The organism is Pseudomonas poae RE*1-1-14, from assembly GCF_000336465.1.
GTDB lineage: Bacteria > Pseudomonadota > Gammaproteobacteria > Pseudomonadales > Pseudomonadaceae > Aquipseudomonas > Aquipseudomonas poae.
Genome location: NC_020209.1, coordinates 2,411,644 through 2,428,347, shown reverse-complemented (window position 1 = coordinate 2,428,347; position 16,704 = coordinate 2,411,644). Strand labels below are relative to the sequence as shown.

Below are 16,704 nucleotides of genomic sequence, written 5' to 3'. Positions count from 1 at the left end.
GCTGCGCACCGATGAATAATGCTCCGACGCTGAGTTTCGGCCCCTACACCTTTCACCGGCAACAGCGCCTGGTCAGCAAGGCCGGCTGGCCAGTGCCGTTGGGCGGTCGGGCGTTGGATATCCTGGCGGTGTTGCTGGAGGCCCCCGGCCAGTTTGTCGGCAAGGACACGCTGATCGCACGCGTGTGGCCGAGCAGCGTGGTGGAAGAAAACAACCTGCGCGTGCACATCGCGGCACTGCGCCGTGCGCTGGACGGGCAGCGCTGCATCGTCAATGACCCGCAGCGCGGCTACTGCTTTGTCGCGCCACTGCAAACCGTCGATGCTCCAGCGATCCCGCGCCATAACCTCGCGGCCCGGCTCAGCCCGCTGATCGGTCACGCCGAGCTGTTGGGTGCCTTGGGGCGACGCCTGTGCGGGCAACGCCTGATGACCCTCACCGGTTGCGCCGGCATCGGCAAGAGCACGCTGGCCCTGGCGCTGGCCGAACGCGTGCTGCCGCGCTACCGCGATGGCGTGTGGTGGGTGGAGCTGGCTACAGTCGCGTCGCCGCAATCGATGCTGCGCCAGGTGTGCAGCGCATTGCAGCTGTCGCCCTGCGACACCGTCGCTCAATTGTGCCGCCAATTGGCTGTGCGCCAGCTACTGCTGGTGCTCGATGGCGCCGACCTGCTGCTCGGCGCCTGCCGTCACCTGGTGCGCTGCCTGCAGCAGCAGGCGCCCCAGGTGACGGTGCTGCTGAGCAGCCGCGAAGCCTTGCGGTTGCCGGAAGAATGGGTGCAACGCGTGCCGGGCCTGGCAATGTCCGCAGCCTGTACCTCTGTTGAACAAGCCATGGCGTGCCCGGCGGTGCAACTGTTTGTGGCCCGGGTGCAGGCCGCTCAGCAGGGCTTTGTCCTGCGTGCGCAGGACTTGCCGGCGCTGCGTGATATCTGCCGGCGTCTGGACGGGATTCCCCTGGCCGTGGAACTGGCCGCCGCTCAGGTTCATGCGCTGGGCGTGCAGGGCGTGCAGGCGCAGTTGCGCCATGGCCTGCAACTATTGGCCCGTGGCCGCCGCACGGCGGTCGAACGGCATCAGTCCATGACCGCCGCGCTGGATTGGAGCTACGCGCGCTTGAGCGTGCCCGAACGCTGGCTGTTCCTGCAGTTGGGGCTGTTTCGGATGGCGCTGACCTTGCCCGCATTGACCGAGCGAATCGCCGGCACCGAGCTTGCACACGCCGACCTGCCTTACCTGCTCGCGCGACTGGTCGACACCTCGCTGTTGCGGGTGGAACCGGGCCCTGGCCCGCGGCGTTATCGCCTGCTCAACAGCGTGCGCAGCTACGCCCTGGCACAGCTGCGCGACCCGCAGCAGGTGGCGCGTTTGCAGCAGCACTATGGGCACGGCCTGGGGCCGTTTTCAGGCCAGCCGTTTGTCTTGCAACTCATCGAGCAGGCGGCCTGCGCTCATTAGGTCCTGAGTGGCAAAGCCTTCGGTAAAGCGCGCATAGACTGAACTCAGCAAGGGGTGCGCAGCCTGTCGCCGGCCCTGGCGCTGCCACAGCCGCGCCAGTGAGGTTGCGCAGCGCAATTCCCAGGCCAGGGCGCCTTGCTGATGGGCCAGGCCCAGGGCGTCAAGGAGCAACGACTCGGCGGCGGCGCTGTCGGGCAATGCCTCGGCGCGCAGGCGCAAAATCTCCGGCGCGCACCAGCCGCCATCGCCGCTGCGCACCCGCTCGAACCCGGCATCATCCACGCGCCCCACACCCAGGGTAATCAGGATGTCCTTGACCAGGTCCAGGCCCTGCACGGCGTCTATCGAAAGGTGCTGGGAATACAGCTGCGCCCAGGTCTGGAACAACTGCGCCGAATGCTTGTGCGCCTGCTGCACCAGCAGCGCCTGCAATGACTGCGCTGACGCTTCATCGCCGTTGTAACGGGCAATCACCACGCCGGCCAGTGCCAGGGTGTAGCAGAGGGTGGTGCCATGGTTGATTTGCACCGCCAGCTCCAGGGCCTGGCTGGCGGTGCGCCACGCCTGCTCGGGCAAGCCCTGCAGCCATAACACCCGCGCCAGCACGGTCAGGGAGGCGACGCTCTGGTCATATTGCACGCCAAAAGCGTGGGTAAACCGATTGAGATGGCCGCTCTGGGCCATGCGCTGGATCACCTGCTCGGCATTGTGTCGGGCCAGCGCCTGGTTGCCTGCGTAATGCTGCGCGAGCACGCGCAGGCGCTGGGCGCTCAAGTCCTGCAGCGGGTCGGTGCGCGGGTCGAGGCGATCGAACTGAGTGCTCATGCTCAAGGCTTCACGGTAGCGACCCGCGCACAGGCTCACCGCCATATGGCCGGACACCGCGCGCAACTGGCCGGCGATATCCCCGCGCGTTTCGGCCAGCCGTCGGGCGCTGACGAAGGCGTCAATGGTCTGCGGGGCGCCGCCCATGGCGTGATAGGACAGGCTGCCCAGCGCCAGTTGCAGTTGCATCGCCAGTTGCGTGCACGGCACCTGGGCCCGCTGCATCAGGGCCAGTGCCTTGCCCACGTACAGTGCATGTTCGCGCAGCAGTGACAGCTCTTGCCACAGCGGCATGGCGCTGACCGTCAGGCGAATCCCCAGCACGTGCGCGCCGCCATCGCCCAGGCCCCAGTCGAGGGCGGCGCGGATGTCTTCGCGCAGCGGCGCGTAGCGGTCGATCCAGGCCTGGGTTGCGGTCAGCTCCCAATCTTCGCGGGCCTGTTCCATCAGCACCAGGCAGCGCGTGGCATGACGTTCGCGGGTGGCGTCGAGCTCAGCCGCCAGGGTGAGTTTTTCCAGCGCGTAGCTGCGGGTGATGTCCAGCAGGCGGTACACCACTTCGTCGTCGCCAGGCTCCACATTGAGCAGGGACTTGGCGACCAGTTGCGTGATTGAGCCGAGCACATCGGCCGGCGCCTGCTGCGCGTCGGCGCTCACCGCTGTCGCGCTGGCCAGGCTGAAGCCTCCGCGAAAAACGGCGAGGCGGCGCAGGCAGCTCTGTTCGCAGGCGCTGAGCAGGTCGAAGCTCCAATCCAGCGTGGCCCGCAGGGTTTGCTGGCGGGGCAGGGCGTTGCGTCGGTCAGGGGCCTGCAAGCGGAAGGTGTCTTGCATCTGCACCAGCAGGCCCGGCAGGCCGAAGCGCTCGACCTGCGCCGCGACCAGTTCGATCGCCAGGGGAATGCCGTCCATGCGCCGGCAGATCTCAATCGCCAGCGGCAGTTCGGCGTCGCTCAAGGCGAAGCTGTCCTGATGGGCCATGGCACGCTCGATCAACAGTTGCATGGCCGGGTAACCCAGGGCCTGGGCGCGGTTGCCGGTGGCGGGCGGGCAGGCCAGCGGGTCGAGGCGTTGCACCTGTTCACCGTCGGCGCGCAGGGCTTCGCGGCTGGTGGCGAGGATGTGCAGCCCGGGCGCGTGGCGCAGCAGGGTTTCGCTGATCAGGGCGATGTCATCGAGCAGGTGCTCGCAGTTGTCGATGACCAGCAGCGACTGGCGTTCGTGCAGGCTGTGGGCGATGCTCGGCAGCGGCTCATCGGCGGCGGGTGTGAGGTCGAGCAGGGCGGCCAGGTTGGGCACAATCATTGACGGCGCGCTGAGCGGTGCGAGGTCCAGCAGACGAATGCCGTCGCGGTAATGCCCGATCAGCAACTCCGCCACGCGCAGGGCCACGGTGGTCTTGCCGATGCCGCCCGCGCCGGTCAGGGTGATAAAGCGCTGTCGGGGCAGTTGCTGTACCAGCGTGTCGATCAGCGCCTGGCGCCCGATCATGCGGGTGCGGCGCAGCGGCAGGTTGTGGCCGGGGCGTGGACCGTCATGGGGCAGGGTCATGGGCTCGATGCTCAGGGGCGCGACAAAACTGTAGCCGCGCTGGGCGACCGTCACGATATAGCGCTGCCCGGCCTGGCCGTCGCCGAGGGCCTTGCGCAGCGCCGCCATGTGCACACGCAGGTTGCCGTCCTCCACCACGCTGGTGGGCCAGACCCGCGCGATCAGTGCCTGCTTGCTCACCACATTGCCTGCGTGCTCCAGCAGTACCAGCAGGATGTCCACCGCACGCCGGCCCAGGCGCAACGGGCGACCGGCCTCCAGCACCCGGCGCTGTCGCGGGTGCACCTGATAGGGGCCAAAATGCACGGCCTGGTCGCTGAGGTCGTTCATGGACGGCCATGCTCGATAAGACGGAGGTGCCCAGCATAGTCCACACCGGCACCGACCACTAGGCGGCGATAACCGGGCGCGAGTGGTGATTTCGCCAGGTCATGGGATTGATGCCTTCACTGCGGGTGAAGATATGGCTGAAGTGCGCCTGATCGCAAAACCCGCATTCGAGGCTGATCTGCGTGAGGCTCAAGGACGACCCGGTGATCAGCTCCTTGGCGCGCTGGATGCGTTGCTGGCGGATCCATTCCTGGGGCGACAGCCCGGTGGTGCATTTGAACGCGCGGGAAAAATGGCTGCGCGACAACGCACAGGCCTGGGCCAGGTTGGCAATCGCCAGGCTTTCACCGAGGTGGGCGAGGATCAGTTGTTTGACGATGCGTTCACGTCGCGGGCACAAGCCGCCGGGGGTGGGCGCACGGGGTGCGCAATACTCAAGTCGGGCCATGACGAATATCCGTTTTCGATGGGAGCGTTCCCGGTGAATGAATGCAGTGTAGACGCGCTTGATGATGGTGCCCGGTCGTCTGGCTGGCGAGTTAATCGTTGTTAATTTTGTCAGGTGCGTGGCTGTAAAAGGACAGCACAGAGGTGCAATGCAAAACCCGCGTTGCATGGTTATCTGAGCCCTTGTCAATCGTCTGGATACCGCCATGAACCGCAACGACCTGCGCCGCGTCGACATGAACCTGCTGGTGATTTTCGAGGCGCTGATGTTCGAGAAGAACCTGACCCGGGTCGCCGAGAAACTCTTCATGGGCCAACCGGCGGTGAGCGCGGCGCTGGGACGTTTGCGCGATCTGTTCGACGACCCGTTGCTGCTGCGCAACGGCCGCGGCATGGAACCCACGCCCCGGGCGCTGGCGATACTCAAGGAGCTGCAACCGGCCATGGACATCATCTCGGGCGCCGTCAGCCGCGCCAAAAACTTCGATCCTTCTTCCAGTTGCGCGGTGTTCCGCATCGGCTTGTCGGACGACGCCGAGTTCGGGCTGTTTCCGCCGTTGCTCAGCCAATTACGCGAAGAAGCGCCGGGGATTGTGGTCGTGGTGCGGCGCGCCAATTACCTGTTGATGTCGTCGTTGCTGGCCAGTGGCGAGATCACGGTGGGGGTCAGTTACACCACTGAGTTGCCGGCCAATGCCAAACGCAAGAGGTTGCGTGACATTCCCTGCAAGGTGCTGCGGGGAGACGGCGGGACCGCGCCGTTGAGCCTGGATGAATACTGCGCACGGCCCCATGCGATGGTGTCGTTTTCCGGGGATTTGAGCGGCAATATTGACCTGGACCTGGCACGTATCGGCCGCACGCGGCGGGTGGTATTGGCGGTGCCGCAGTTCAGTGGGTTACGGGCGTTGTTGGCGGGCACGCAGGTTATTGCGACCGTGCCGGATTATGCGGCGTGTGCGTTGACTGAGGGCACGCGTTTACGGGCTGAGGATCCGCCGTTTTTGATCGAGGCGGCGCAGTTGTCGATGGTGTGGAGCGGGGTGCATGACAATGATCCGGCGGAGCGCTGGTTGAGAGGCAGGATTGCGGAGCATATGGCTTGCCTGGGGTAACGTGTCCGCCGAACACTGTAAAACTGAGGGAGGGGGCTCGCTCCCGATGCCTGAGTGTCAGGGCGCGTTATTCAGCCTTGCCATGCATCGGCCATATCCGCTCTCGCTGCGTCTGCCCCAGCCACACCATGCCGTGCATGAAGGTCTCGCGCTCCTGCGGCGTGGTGAGCGGGAACTGCGCCAGATGGGTATGCGCCATCTCCCGCACGTGTTCGAACCACGCGCGTTTATCCTGCTCATTATCAAACGCCTGTCCCTGCAGGACATGGGCAGGCATCAGCTCGCTCGGCTCCAGGGGCAATGCATCGCGAGTGAAAAGGCGCGCGTTGATGTTCGCGCTGCAGATTTCCACGGTCAAACCGGTAATGCCCTTGGCCAGCAGTTTTTTAAGCGGCTTGATCTTCTTGTGGGTCTGGGCGGCAAAGTTGGTGGACTTGAGCAGCGTGTTGTACTGCGGTTTGAAGTGGTTGATCAGTGCCGCTTCCGCCAGGGTGACCACCTCATCGCGATTGAGGCGCACCGAGCGCAGCCGTTCGAAGTGCGCGTGATCCTCCTGCTCGCAGGCTTCGGGATCAAGGTTGAGGTCGCCGCCGTTGCTGATCACGGTGCGTCCGTGTTCGAAGCGATACAGCAGCAGCGAAATTTCCAGCTCCGGGGTGTTGGTCGAAGCTTCGGCCAGGATGCGTTGCAGGGTGGTGTGGTTGAGCAAACGGTCGACGGCGGTCAGTGCGTTGACCTTGCCCAGGCCCTGGCCGACATACAGCACATTCATGTCCCGTTGCTCGGTGTGCAGTGCACTGCTGGCGTTGGCCACCACGATATGGGCGGCGGTGATGACCTGGCGTGTGGCGGTGGTGATCAGCAGGTGGGTGCCGTTGGGGGCGACCTGCACCTGTTCGATGGCGTCGCGATCCCCTGGCGTGATCGGCGGGATCTCGTAGCTGAAGGGGATGGGCTGCTCACCCGTCTCATCCATCACCAGGAAAAAGCTGCCGTGCACCGTACGGCCTTGCAATTGCAGGTCGTAAGGATTGATCAGCACCCGCCGGCGCGCCGTGATCAGGTAGATATTGCTGCCGGCGATCATCTCTCGATAAAGGGCGTCGTCCTTGGCCCGGTAGAGGTCGGCGGGGGTCAATACCGAGGGCGGACTGGAGTAGAGATGGGTGGCGCCTTCAGCCGAAAACTGGCGAAGAATGGAATCCATGCTGTTCATCGTTGGGTCCTTGTGTGGCTGCGCACAGCGGCAGTGTCGAGGGAGGCAGTTTGCCAAGCTCGCAACGCTGTGGGTACTGACCGAACGGACAGGTAGACCCCCTTGCCACAGGTGGAAAGGGGGCTTGGCCAGGGTCAGCCTTCAACCTCGGCACGCTGTTCACCGTGGCTACTTGTCCTTGCGCGCATCCAGGGTCTTGCGATGCTCTGCCAGGAACGGCTGTTCGGCCGGGTCAAAGCGATCGATACCGGCGGTGAACCGATGCCAGTACGGATACAACGGCTGGCGCCGCGTCACGGCCTCGATGCGCGATGATTGTTCCTCGGTGAGTTTCAACTCGGTGGCGGCCAGGTTGTCGCGCAGGTGCTCCTCGGTGCGTGCGCCGATGATCAGCGAGGTGATCCCCGGGCGGTCCTTGAGCCAGGCCAGGCAGGTGCGTGCCACCGACACACCGTGCTCGTCGCCCACGGCGGCAAGGGTCTCGATGATGTCCAGCGCGCGTTCCGGGTCATGCACGTAGGGTTCCGGCCAGTCGCTGCCCTGGCGAGTATTGGCCGGCGGCTTCTGTCCGCGCCGCGTGGAGCCGGTCAGCAGGCCTTCGCCCATCGGGCCCCATACCAGGGTGCCGATATTCTGGTCCAGCGCCAGGGGCAGCAGTTCGTACTCGGCCTCGCGGGATTCCGGGGTGTAGTAGATCTGCTGGGTGATGGGCTTGAGCATGCCGTGCAGCTCGGCTTTGCCCAGGGCTTTCATCATTTGCCAGGCGGTGAAGTTGCTGGTGCCGAAGTAGCGGATCTTGCCCGAACCCACCAGCAGTCGCAGGGCTTCGAGGGTTTCCTCGATCGGCGTCAGGCCGTCCCAGTTGTGCAGTTGATACAGGTCGATATGGTCGGTGCCCAGGCGCTTGAGGCTGGCTTCGCAGGCGCGAATCAGGTGGTAGCGCGAGGAACCAGAGTTGTTTGGGTTGTCGTCCACGGGGCTGCGGCCCTTGGTGGCCAGCAGGATGTCGTGGCGCTTGTCGCCCAGGGCCTTGCCGACCACTTCCTCGGCCAGGCCGTGGGAGTACAGGTCGGCGGTGTCGACCATGTTCACGCCTGCCTCGAACGCGATATCAAACATGCGCCTGGCCTGGGGCACATCCACGGCGCCGCATTTTTCGAACTCGGCGCGCCCGCCGAAGGGCACGGTGCCCAGGACGATTTCGGATACCAGCAAGCCCGAATGGCCCAGTTGTCGATACTGCATGTCGCCTCCTGTTTCACATTGAACGTAGGGTTGTGAACGACACAGGGCGCGATAGTTTGAATTTTTTACCTGAGACGCGATGCCACAGGGGCATCGCGCGCGGAGACGATCAGGGCAGGGCGTAGGCGATCACATAGTCGCCACGGTCGGTGGACTGGCGCGCGCCGCCGGCGGTGACCACGATGTACTGCTTGCCGGTTTTGGGCGAGACGTAGGTCATCGGGCCACCCTGGCTGCCCACGGGCAGACGGGCTTTCCAGACTTCGTCGCCGTTGCCGCTGTTGAAGGCGCGCAGGTAGAAGTCCTGGGTGCCGGCGATGAAGATCAGGCCGCCCTGGGTCGACAGCGTGCCACCCAGCGTAGGCAGGCCGATGTTGATCGGCAGGTGCATGCGGATGCCCAGAGGGCCGGTGTCTTCAACCGTGCCGACCGGCACTTGCCAGGCGATTTTTTGCGTCTTCATGTCGATGGCCGTGAGGGTGCCGAACGGCGGCGCCTGGCACGGAATGCCGGCCACTGACAGGAAGCGGTTCTTGTTCACCGCATACGGCGTGCCCTTGAGCGGCACGGCGCCCATGCCGGTGTTCAATGCTTCACCACCGGAGGCGGCCAGGGCCTTGTTCTGCGACGGCACCATCTGGATCCACAGGCCCAGGCGCATGTCGTTGACGAAGATAAAACCGTGCACCGGGTCGGTGGAGAGGCTGCCCCAGTTCATGCCGCCGAGCGACCCCGGGAAGCTCAGGGATTTGTCGGTGCCCGGCGCGGTGTAGAGGCCGTCGTAGCGCATGCCTTTGAAGTCGATGCGGCACAGCAACTGGTCGTACGGCGTGGCGCCCCACATGTCCGATTCGCGCAGGGTTTGCGCGCCGATCTGCGGCATGCCGACGGATTTGGGCTGGGTTTTCGCATAGGGTTCGTTGGGAATGTTCGCGGCCTTGACCGGCACTTCCTGGACATCGGTGAGCGGCTTGCCGGTGGCGCGGTCAAGCACGTAGATCTGCCCGGCCTTGGTGCCGATCACCACCGCCGGCACGGCCTTGTCGCTGCCCGGCGGGGTGAAGTCGATCAGGCTTGGCTGCATGGGCAGGTCGAAATCCCAGAGGTCGTTGTGGACGGTCTGGTACACCCATTTTTCCGCGCCGGTGGAGGCGTCCAGCGCCAGCACCGATGCGCCGTACTTGTGATTGAGCGCGGTACGTTCCACGCCGTAGATGTCGGTGGACGAACTGCCCATGGGCAGGAAGACCGTGTTCATCAGCGGGTCATAGGACATCGGCGCCCAGCTGTTGGGCGTGCTGCGCACGTAGGTGCTGCCAGCGGCGGGTGCCTGTTTGTCTTCGGGATTGCCCGGGTCGAAGGCCCAGCGCATCTGGCCGCTGATCACATCAAAACCACGGATCACGCCGCCGGGCATGTCGGTCTGCACGTTGTCCGCCACGCGGCCGCCCACTACCACGGTGGTGCCGGCGATCAATGGCGCCGAAGACAGTTGGTAGTAGCTGTCTGGCACATTGCCCAGGCCCGCCTTGAGGTCGACCTGGCCATGGCTGCCGAAGTCTTCGCAGAATTGGCCGGTGTCGGCATCCACGGCGATCAGGCGTGCGTCGATGGTGTTGGTCAGCAGACGGCGCTGGCACTGCGCGCCGGCGGGTACGCTGGCGGCGATGATCGGCGAGCTGCCCGGTTGGGTGGGCTGATTGAGCGGCGCGGTGGCGTCGAAATACGCCATGCCACGGCAACGCTGCCACACCGCCGATTGGGCGTTGACCTCGTTTTTCCACAACTCCTTGCCGGTGTCGGCATCCAGCGCGATCAGGTTGTTGTGCGGTGTGCAGATGAACACCTTGTTGCCGATCTGCAGCGGCGTGAGCTGGTCTTCGGCGCCGTTGCCGTCGCTGATGGCCACGTCGCCGGTGCGGTAGGTCCAGGCCACCTTGAGTTTGTCGACGCTGTCGCGGTTGATCTGGTCCAGCGCGGCGAAGCGGCTGCCGCCTTCGGTGTTGCCGTAGTGGGCCCAGTCTTTCTGCGCTTCCGCCGCCACCACCGGCGTGACGCCAGGTCCCGCGCCGGTGGGGGCGACGCTTGGGTGGGCGACAAACATGTTGCCCGCTGCCACCGCCACGCCGACTGCCAACACGGCCGCCACGCCATAGGCGCCACGCGCTGGCCGGCCGGCCAGCAGCGGATACACCAGCGCCACCACCAGGCCGATCACGGCGAACATGAACAGCCGCGAGAACAGGGGCCAGAACACCAGGCCCACGTCCGCCACCGCCCAGATGGCCGTGCCGACAAGGAATGCGCCGAACAACCACGCGCCCGCCGTTTTGCGTTTGGCAACCAGCAACCCGGAAATCGCCATGGCCACACCGCCGATCAGGAAGTACCAGGACCCACCCAGGCTGACCAGTTTGGCGCCGCCGACGGCAAGCGCAAGGCCGAGCAGGGCGATGATCACGCCCAGGCCCAGCAGGAAGAATCTAGAGACGCCAGCGGCGCGCGATGCTCGTTTCATGTCGAAAGGACTCGAGTGAGAGAGGGCAAGGCGGCGATTTTAGCAACATAAGTAACCAGTTAGTACATTATCGTCTCGCAATAGACTGTTACCGAGACTGCCACAGTCAATTGAGAGGGTTGTGGCGAGGCCTCACTGTGGCGAGCGGGTTTGCCCTAATGCCGTTCAGTTGAGGAAAATGCGTGGGCTTATTGTGGCGAGCGGGCTTGCCCCGCGTTGGGGTGCGAAGCGCCCCCCAATCCAGCAGAACGCGGTGTACCTGATACGGCTCAGCGCCTGGTTTTGGGGCTGCTGCGCAGCCCAACGCAGGACAAGCCTGCTCGCCACAGGGGAATCTGCACTTAACTGAACGGCATTGGGGCTCGCCACAACACAGGTGAGCCATTGCTTACACAGGTCAGATCGAACGTGCCCTGATGTTGCCGTGGTGCATTTTTGGTGGGTTCTTAGCGTCCTCCAGTGCATCGCCACCCTGGCCGCTTAGACCTTGAAGCGTCCCACCAGCCCCTTGAGCTGCGCGGAAATATGCGTCAAACGCCCCGAACCGGTCTGCGCCGAATGCGCAAAACCTTCGACCAACTGCGCATCGGCATGGATCTGCGCGATGTGGCGGTTGATGTCCTCGGCCACTTGGTGCTGTTCCTCTGCGGCAGTGGCGATCTGGGTGTTCTGGTCGCGGATCAAGTCCACCGAGCCACGGATCTTGTCGAAGCTGTCGCGGGCCTGCTGGATGCGTTCCACGCTCGTGTGGGACACCTGCAGGCTGCCCTGCATCTGCTGGGTCACTTCCTGGGTGCGGCGGGCGAGGTTGCCGAGCAGGCTGTCGATTTCACCGGTGGAGTCAGCCGTACGGCGCGCCAGGGCGCGGACTTCGTCGGCGACCACCGCAAAACCACGGCCCTGGTCACCGGCGCGCGCGGCTTCGATGGCGGCGTTGAGCGCCAGCAGGTTGGTCTGTTCGGCAATCGAGCGGATGGTGTCGAGGATGGTGTTGATGTTCTGGCTGTCCTGCTCCAGCAGCTGCATGGTCTGCGTCGACTTCTGCAGGTCTTCGCTGAGCTTGAGCACGCTGCCGGTGGCTTCGCCGATATGCTGCTCGCCGGTGTGCACGTCGCGGTAGCCTTGGTCGGCGCTCGACGCTGCGGCGCTGCAGGAGCGTGCCACTTCGTTGGCAGTGGCCACCATCTCGTTGAACGCGGTGCTCACCAATTCCACCGCTTCACGCTGGCGACCGGCAGCCTGGTTGAGGTTGTTGGCCACATCGCTGGTGTCGGCGGCGGCGGTCTGCAGGTCGGCCGACGCATTGCCGATGCGCTGCACCAACTGCGCGATCATGCCCAGGAACTGGTTGAACCAACCGGCGAGACTGGCGGTTTCGTCCTTGCCCTGCACCTTGAGCTGGCGGGTGAGATCGCCTTCACCTTCGGCGATTTCCTGCAGGCCGTCGGCGACGCCGCGAATCGGACGCACGATCACCCTGGCAAAACTGGCGCCGACGATGGCGAAGACAATCGCCAGCGCAGCAGCAATGGCGGCGATCAACCAGGTGAGACGGGTGGCATCGGCCATTACTTCGTCGCGCTTGATCAGGCCGATAAAGCGCCAGCCCAGGTCTTTGGAGCTGACCACGTTGGCCATGTAGGGCACGCCGTCGATGTCGATCTGGGTCACGCCGTCGCCGCGCTTGGACAGTTCAGCGTAGTTGGGGCCCAGCTCGGCCAGGGGCTTGAAGTTGTGCTTGGCATCGCTGGGGTCGACCAGCACGTTGCCACTGGCTTCGACCAGCATCAGGTAGCCGCTGTCGCCCAGCTTGATGTTGCGCACCAGTTCGGTGAGCTGCTTGAGCGACACGTCCAGGCCAACCACGCCAAGCACTTTGCCTGCGGCATCGGCGACGGTGCGCACGGTGCCGATCAGCACCACATCGTCCGGCGCCCAATAATAGGCGCCCGTGCGCACGGTGGTGCCGGGCGCGGCGATGGCGGCCTGGTACCAGGGACGCAGGCGCGGGTCGTAGTTGCTGATCTTGGGGTCATCCGGCCAACTGGCGTAGCCGCCGTCGCTCAGTCCCAGGGACAGATAGGCGGTGCTGGGATGGCTTTTGGCGAACTGATCGAAAATCGCCAGCAGTTCCTGATTGGTCGCGGTCAGCGGGAGTTTCGCGGCATCGGCGCCAACATAGCTCTTGAGGTCTTTGGCCGTGACCACGCGCGGGTCCTTGGCCACGTAATCGACGTTCTGGGTGATGCCGTCGAAGAACTGCTTCATGCCATTGTCGATCTGACGGATTTCCCGACCGCTGCTGTCGAGGAAATTGGCCTTGGCCCCCTCGCGCACATTGAGAACGACCAACACCGCGACGAGGATCACCGGCACGCACGCGATAGCCGCGAACGCCCAGGTCAGCTTCTGCTTGATATTCATGACTTCACCCGCGGATATTTATAGTTTTGGCAAGGGGAAACGCTAGCGCTGAATGTCGCACGGGTTGTTTTGAGGGGGAATTGCCATGCGTACCCCCGGTTTATCGACCGAGGGGGCATTCACTTGAGGGGCAGAGGGCTATCAGCCGATGGTGGTGTCGGCGAGGGTGTCACGGCGCATCGATTGCAGGTTTTTCTCGATGGTTTCGCAGATCGCTTCCATCTGGATCTGGTGTTCGCTGGAGCGGAACGGGCTTTGCAGGTCGGTGCCGATGCGTTCGATGGCCAGCAGCATGAAGCCCACCACGGTGGAGGCCAGCGGCGTGAACCAGCCCAGGGATTCCACCAGGCCTACCGGCACGATCAGGCAGAACAGCGAGATGAACAGCCGTGGAAAGTACACGTAGGGGTAGGGCAGTGGCGTATTGGCGATGCGCTCCATGCCACCCTGGGCGTTGGAGAGATCGACCAGCGTCGATTCGATCCGCGCCAGGCGAATGCTGTCCAGATGCCCGGCCTTGTATTCGCGCGACAGGATCGCCGCAGAGCCGGTGAGAATGTCATTGGCAAAGTTGTTGGTGGCGCCATTGCGCGCGAACTCTTCGGCGGGAATGAACGCACGGACCTCGTCCGGGCAGGGTTGGCCCCTGAGATGCGCGGCCAGGCAGTTCACGTAGGCCACATGCCGACGCAACAAGGTGGATTTGATCGGGTTCACTTCACTGTCGGGATCGTCAAGCAGGGTCAGCACCTGACGCGCGAAGCTGCGCGAGTTGTTGACCATCGCCCCCCACAGGGTGCGTGCTTCCCACCAGCGGTTGTAGGCACTGCTGTTACGAAAGCTGATCAGCACGATCAACGCCGAACCCAGCAGCGTGAGCGGCATCAGCGGCAGGTTGACCTTGGCGTTGAGGAACAGCATGAAGTCCACCGTCACGGCGATATCCCACAACAACAGCCAGAACAGGGACCAGCCCACGTAGCCCATGGTCTTGATGATCAGGCGGTATTTTTTGAGGATGGCGGCTTTCAAATGGGGACCTCGCAGCGGGGCGATGAACGACTATGCTCTAGCTCGGACGCCAGCTTGCCGGGAAGGTTCGGCGCGGGACTGAAACGGTTAAGCCGCCCGGCTGTTGCGGAACAATTTTGGTAACGACGCGGTCCGCTTGTTTAATCGCTATAGATTGCGCTCAAGGCAAAACGCCATTATCGGTACTGCAATTGAGATCAGTGCATCCAAGTTGTTTGATCAGGGCTTTTTCTCATGTGTGGCAGTTCTTTGAAGTTGGCGATGGAAGAATCGGTGCAAGCGTTTGAGCAACATGTGGAACTTGAGGCGTGCATCCGTATTCATTACAAGATGTTGCTGGAGACCTATTCAAAAAGAGCGTTTTTCTATAAGACGGCGTTGAAGTTCAATCGTTTGATGGTGTCGTTTACCTTATTGAGTACTTATTTTTCCAAACCGGAGCCGCTTCTTTCCGAGGTGAAAGAGTTTTGTGTGGCACGCGGCTTTTCTTCCCGAAACAGCCTTGAGTCGATATTCCTGCTGTTTCGCGCATTGGGGTTCATGCAGGTGGCGGGGCATCCGGATGACAGCCGCCTGCGGGTATTCGGACCGTCGCCCCAGGCCTGTCAGGAGGTCAGGTCGCTGCTTCGGTCGGTGGTGGAACCGACGCAGATGATGTGTCCCGGGCAGGGCATTTTTGCGGGCGTGGGGCAGTTGGATGATCACGCCTACCTGTCCCGTTATTTCAAGGGGTATGCGACGCTGCTCGACAATGACCTGTCGATTGATCTATTGCTGCCCGATTGTTATTGGCTGCTCAAGCGCGATGGCGGGCATATGTTAATGCTGGCGATTTATAACGATGCCTGTGCGCAGGATAATTCGGGCGCAAGTTTCCGCGTGTCTTCGTATTTGTCGATCGCCGAGCAACTGTCGGTCTCCAAGACCCATGTCATTCGCCTGGTTCAGGAAGGTGCCGATCGGGGGTATTTCAAGGTTCATTCCAAAACCCAACTGGAAGTGTTGCCGCCCTTTATATATCTGGTCCGCCGTTTCATGGCGTATTCATTTGCCACTTGCTTGCACAGTCTTAAACTGAGTCATGCCAAACGCACGTAGACCGCCAGCGCACAGGGAGTGAAAGATGCCGAATAACGTGAAACTCAGGCCGCGCATGCAACGTTTGTTGTCGCCGGCGGTGACCCAGGCCGAACTGATCGGCATCATCGCCTGGCTGGGCGTTTTGCTGGCCGGGCCGCTGAAGGCGTCCGGCGTGCCGGAGGGACTGGTCACGCTGGGGCTGCTGCTGGTGTGCGGATGCCACCGCGTGGTCACCAACTTTTTCGCCTGGCGGGTGCTGGGCGTGGTGTACATGGTGTTGCTGTGCGTTGGTTTCTTTCACGTGATCGGCGCCAACCTGGAACTGCGGGTATTTGCCTTGCCGCTGGCGGTGACCCTGGTGGTCAGCAGTGCGCTGCTGTTTATCTCGGTACAGGACTTTTTGATCTGCGCGGCGCTGGTGTGGGCGGTGATGTGGCCGATTCTCTCTGAATCGTTTTACGAGGGCGCGCAGGTCTATCTGTTCATCTTTTGCGCCGCATCGGTGTCGATCGGTTTCATCCTGAGTTTTTCTTACCTGAAGAACCTGCGGTCCGTGCTGCTGGTGGAAAGCGAGTTTCGCGTGCTGGCGCAGACGGACTACCTCACCTCCATTCTCAACCGGCGCGCGCTGATGGAAAGTTTCGCCAAGTTGATAGCCGCAGGGGAGAGCGGCTATTTTCTGATGCTGGACATTGACAGTTTCAAGCTCAAGAACGACCAGTTCGGCCACGATGTCGGCGACAGGATTTTGTGCGCCATGGCCGATTGCCTCAAGGCCACCCCTGGGAGCCACAGTTTCGGCCGCATCGGCGGTGAGGAATTCGGCGTGTTGCTGGTGGGGGATGACCCTTCAGTGGCCAGTGCGTTTGCGTTGCGCCTGCTGCACAACATTCGCGGCAGCGTTGCGCCGCCCCATCACTACACGTGCAGCGCAGGCATGACCGGCTTCGCGGCGGGGGATGATGTGTCGACGGTGCTCAAAAATGCAGACCGCAACCTGTATATGGCCAAGCGCAACGGCAAGGACTGCGTCTACCTGGACGGCGCCCCGTTACAGGCGCAGTGCAGCGACGCGGACAATCGCGTGATCACCAGGGCCTGACTCAGCCCTGGGCCAGAATGCTCGCCAGCAGCCCGGGAAAGCGCGTTTCCAGTTCATCGCGGCGCAGCGAGTTCATGTGGGTAGTGCCGACGCTGCGGGTGTGTACCAGGCCGGCGTCACGCAACACGCGGAAGTGGTGGGACATGCTCGACTTGGGCCGCCCGCCGTCCAGTTCGCCGCAGGAGGCCTCGGGAACCCCGGCCAGGCAGCGCACGATATCCAGGCGCACGGGGTCACTCAGGGCATACAGCAGGCGCTCGAGTGTGAGGTCTTGCACGGCGGGGTGTTTGAAGGCTCGCATGGCGGCGGATCATAACAGGGGGGTAGCGCCGAATACCATAGTTCGATTACCATCGAACTATCGA

At 63.4% G+C, this 16,704-nt stretch carries 11 protein-coding genes and 2 pseudogenes; 4 read left to right on the top strand and 9 right to left on the bottom strand.

Annotated features, from left to right (window positions below):
- The first annotated feature begins 11 nt into the window (after positions 1-11).
- The gene (locus H045_RS10380; protein WP_041931626.1) at positions 12-1,457 is read left to right on the top strand and encodes an ATP-binding protein; all 1,446 of its coding nucleotides are present in this window, start codon (positions 12-14) and stop codon (positions 1,455-1,457) included.
- Here the strand turns inward: H045_RS10380 and H045_RS10375 are convergent.
- Together H045_RS10375 and H045_RS10370 are read right to left on the bottom strand one after the other, a co-directional pair.
- Entirely contained in the window at positions 1,404-4,160 is a 2,757-nt protein-coding gene (locus H045_RS10375) for an ATP-binding protein (RefSeq protein ID WP_015372325.1), read from the bottom strand. The genes H045_RS10380 and H045_RS10375 overlap by 54 nt on opposite strands.
- Positions 4,161-4,218: 58 nt before the next feature.
- Positions 4,219-4,608, bottom strand: coding sequence for a helix-turn-helix domain-containing protein (locus tag H045_RS10370; protein ID WP_015372324.1), 390 nt, complete (start codon positions 4,606-4,608; stop codon positions 4,219-4,221).
- Between the two features lie 205 nt (positions 4,609-4,813).
- On the opposite strand from H045_RS10370, the gene H045_RS10365 reads away from it, so the two are divergent.
- Entirely contained in the window at positions 4,814-5,722 is a 909-nt protein-coding gene (locus H045_RS10365) for a LysR family transcriptional regulator (protein ID WP_015372323.1), read from the top strand.
- A 67-nt stretch (positions 5,723-5,789) separates the two neighbouring features.
- Here H045_RS10365 and H045_RS10360 read toward each other — a convergent pair whose 3' ends face one another.
- The 6 genes and pseudogenes from H045_RS10360 to H045_RS10340 all read right to left on the bottom strand — a co-directional run bounded on the left by H045_RS10360 (position 5,790) and on the right by H045_RS10340 (position 14,157).
- A complete protein-coding gene (locus H045_RS10360) occupies positions 5,790-6,929 on the bottom strand; it encodes a hypothetical protein (protein WP_236277911.1) in 1,140 nt (379 codons plus the stop codon).
- 177 nt (positions 6,930-7,106) lie between these two features.
- Positions 7,107-8,183, bottom strand: a complete 1,077-nt coding sequence (locus tag H045_RS10355) for an aldo/keto reductase (protein ID WP_015372321.1) — start codon at positions 8,181-8,183, stop codon at positions 7,107-7,109.
- Between the two features lie 109 nt (positions 8,184-8,292).
- A complete protein-coding gene (locus tag H045_RS10350; RefSeq protein WP_015372320.1) occupies positions 8,293-10,701 on the bottom strand; it encodes a glucose/quinate/shikimate family membrane-bound PQQ-dependent dehydrogenase in 2,409 nt (802 codons plus the stop codon).
- A gap of 480 nt (positions 10,702-11,181) precedes the next feature.
- Positions 11,182-11,697 (bottom strand): annotated as a pseudogene (locus H045_RS25825) (methyl-accepting chemotaxis protein); the annotation flags it as partial.
- A 393-nt stretch (positions 11,698-12,090) separates the two neighbouring features.
- Positions 12,091-12,969, bottom strand: a pseudogene (locus tag H045_RS25820) (cache domain-containing protein); the annotation flags it as partial.
- 297 nt (positions 12,970-13,266) lie between these two features.
- Positions 13,267-14,157 carry a bestrophin family protein gene (locus H045_RS10340; RefSeq protein ID WP_015372318.1) on the bottom strand — a complete coding sequence of 297 codons (891 nt, stop codon included), beginning with the start codon at positions 14,155-14,157 and terminating at the stop codon, positions 13,267-13,269.
- 261 nt (positions 14,158-14,418) lie between these two features.
- Between H045_RS10340 and H045_RS10335 the strand changes: the two genes are divergently transcribed.
- Together H045_RS10335 and H045_RS10330 are read left to right on the top strand one after the other, a co-directional pair.
- Positions 14,419-15,255 (top strand): hypothetical protein, encoded by an 837-nt coding sequence (locus H045_RS10335; RefSeq protein WP_015372317.1) that lies wholly within the window; start codon positions 14,419-14,421, stop codon positions 15,253-15,255.
- Positions 15,256-15,280: 25 nt separating this feature from the next.
- Positions 15,281-16,339, top strand: coding sequence for a GGDEF domain-containing protein (locus tag H045_RS10330; RefSeq protein ID WP_015372316.1), 1,059 nt, complete (start codon positions 15,281-15,283; stop codon positions 16,337-16,339).
- Between the two features lies 1 nt (position 16,340).
- Here the strand turns inward: H045_RS10330 and H045_RS10325 are convergent, their stop codons facing one another.
- Positions 16,341-16,640: an ArsR/SmtB family transcription factor gene (locus H045_RS10325; protein WP_015372315.1), complete on the bottom strand. Its 300-nt coding sequence runs from the start codon at positions 16,638-16,640 to the stop codon at positions 16,341-16,343.
- Positions 16,641-16,704: the final 64 nt, after the last annotated feature.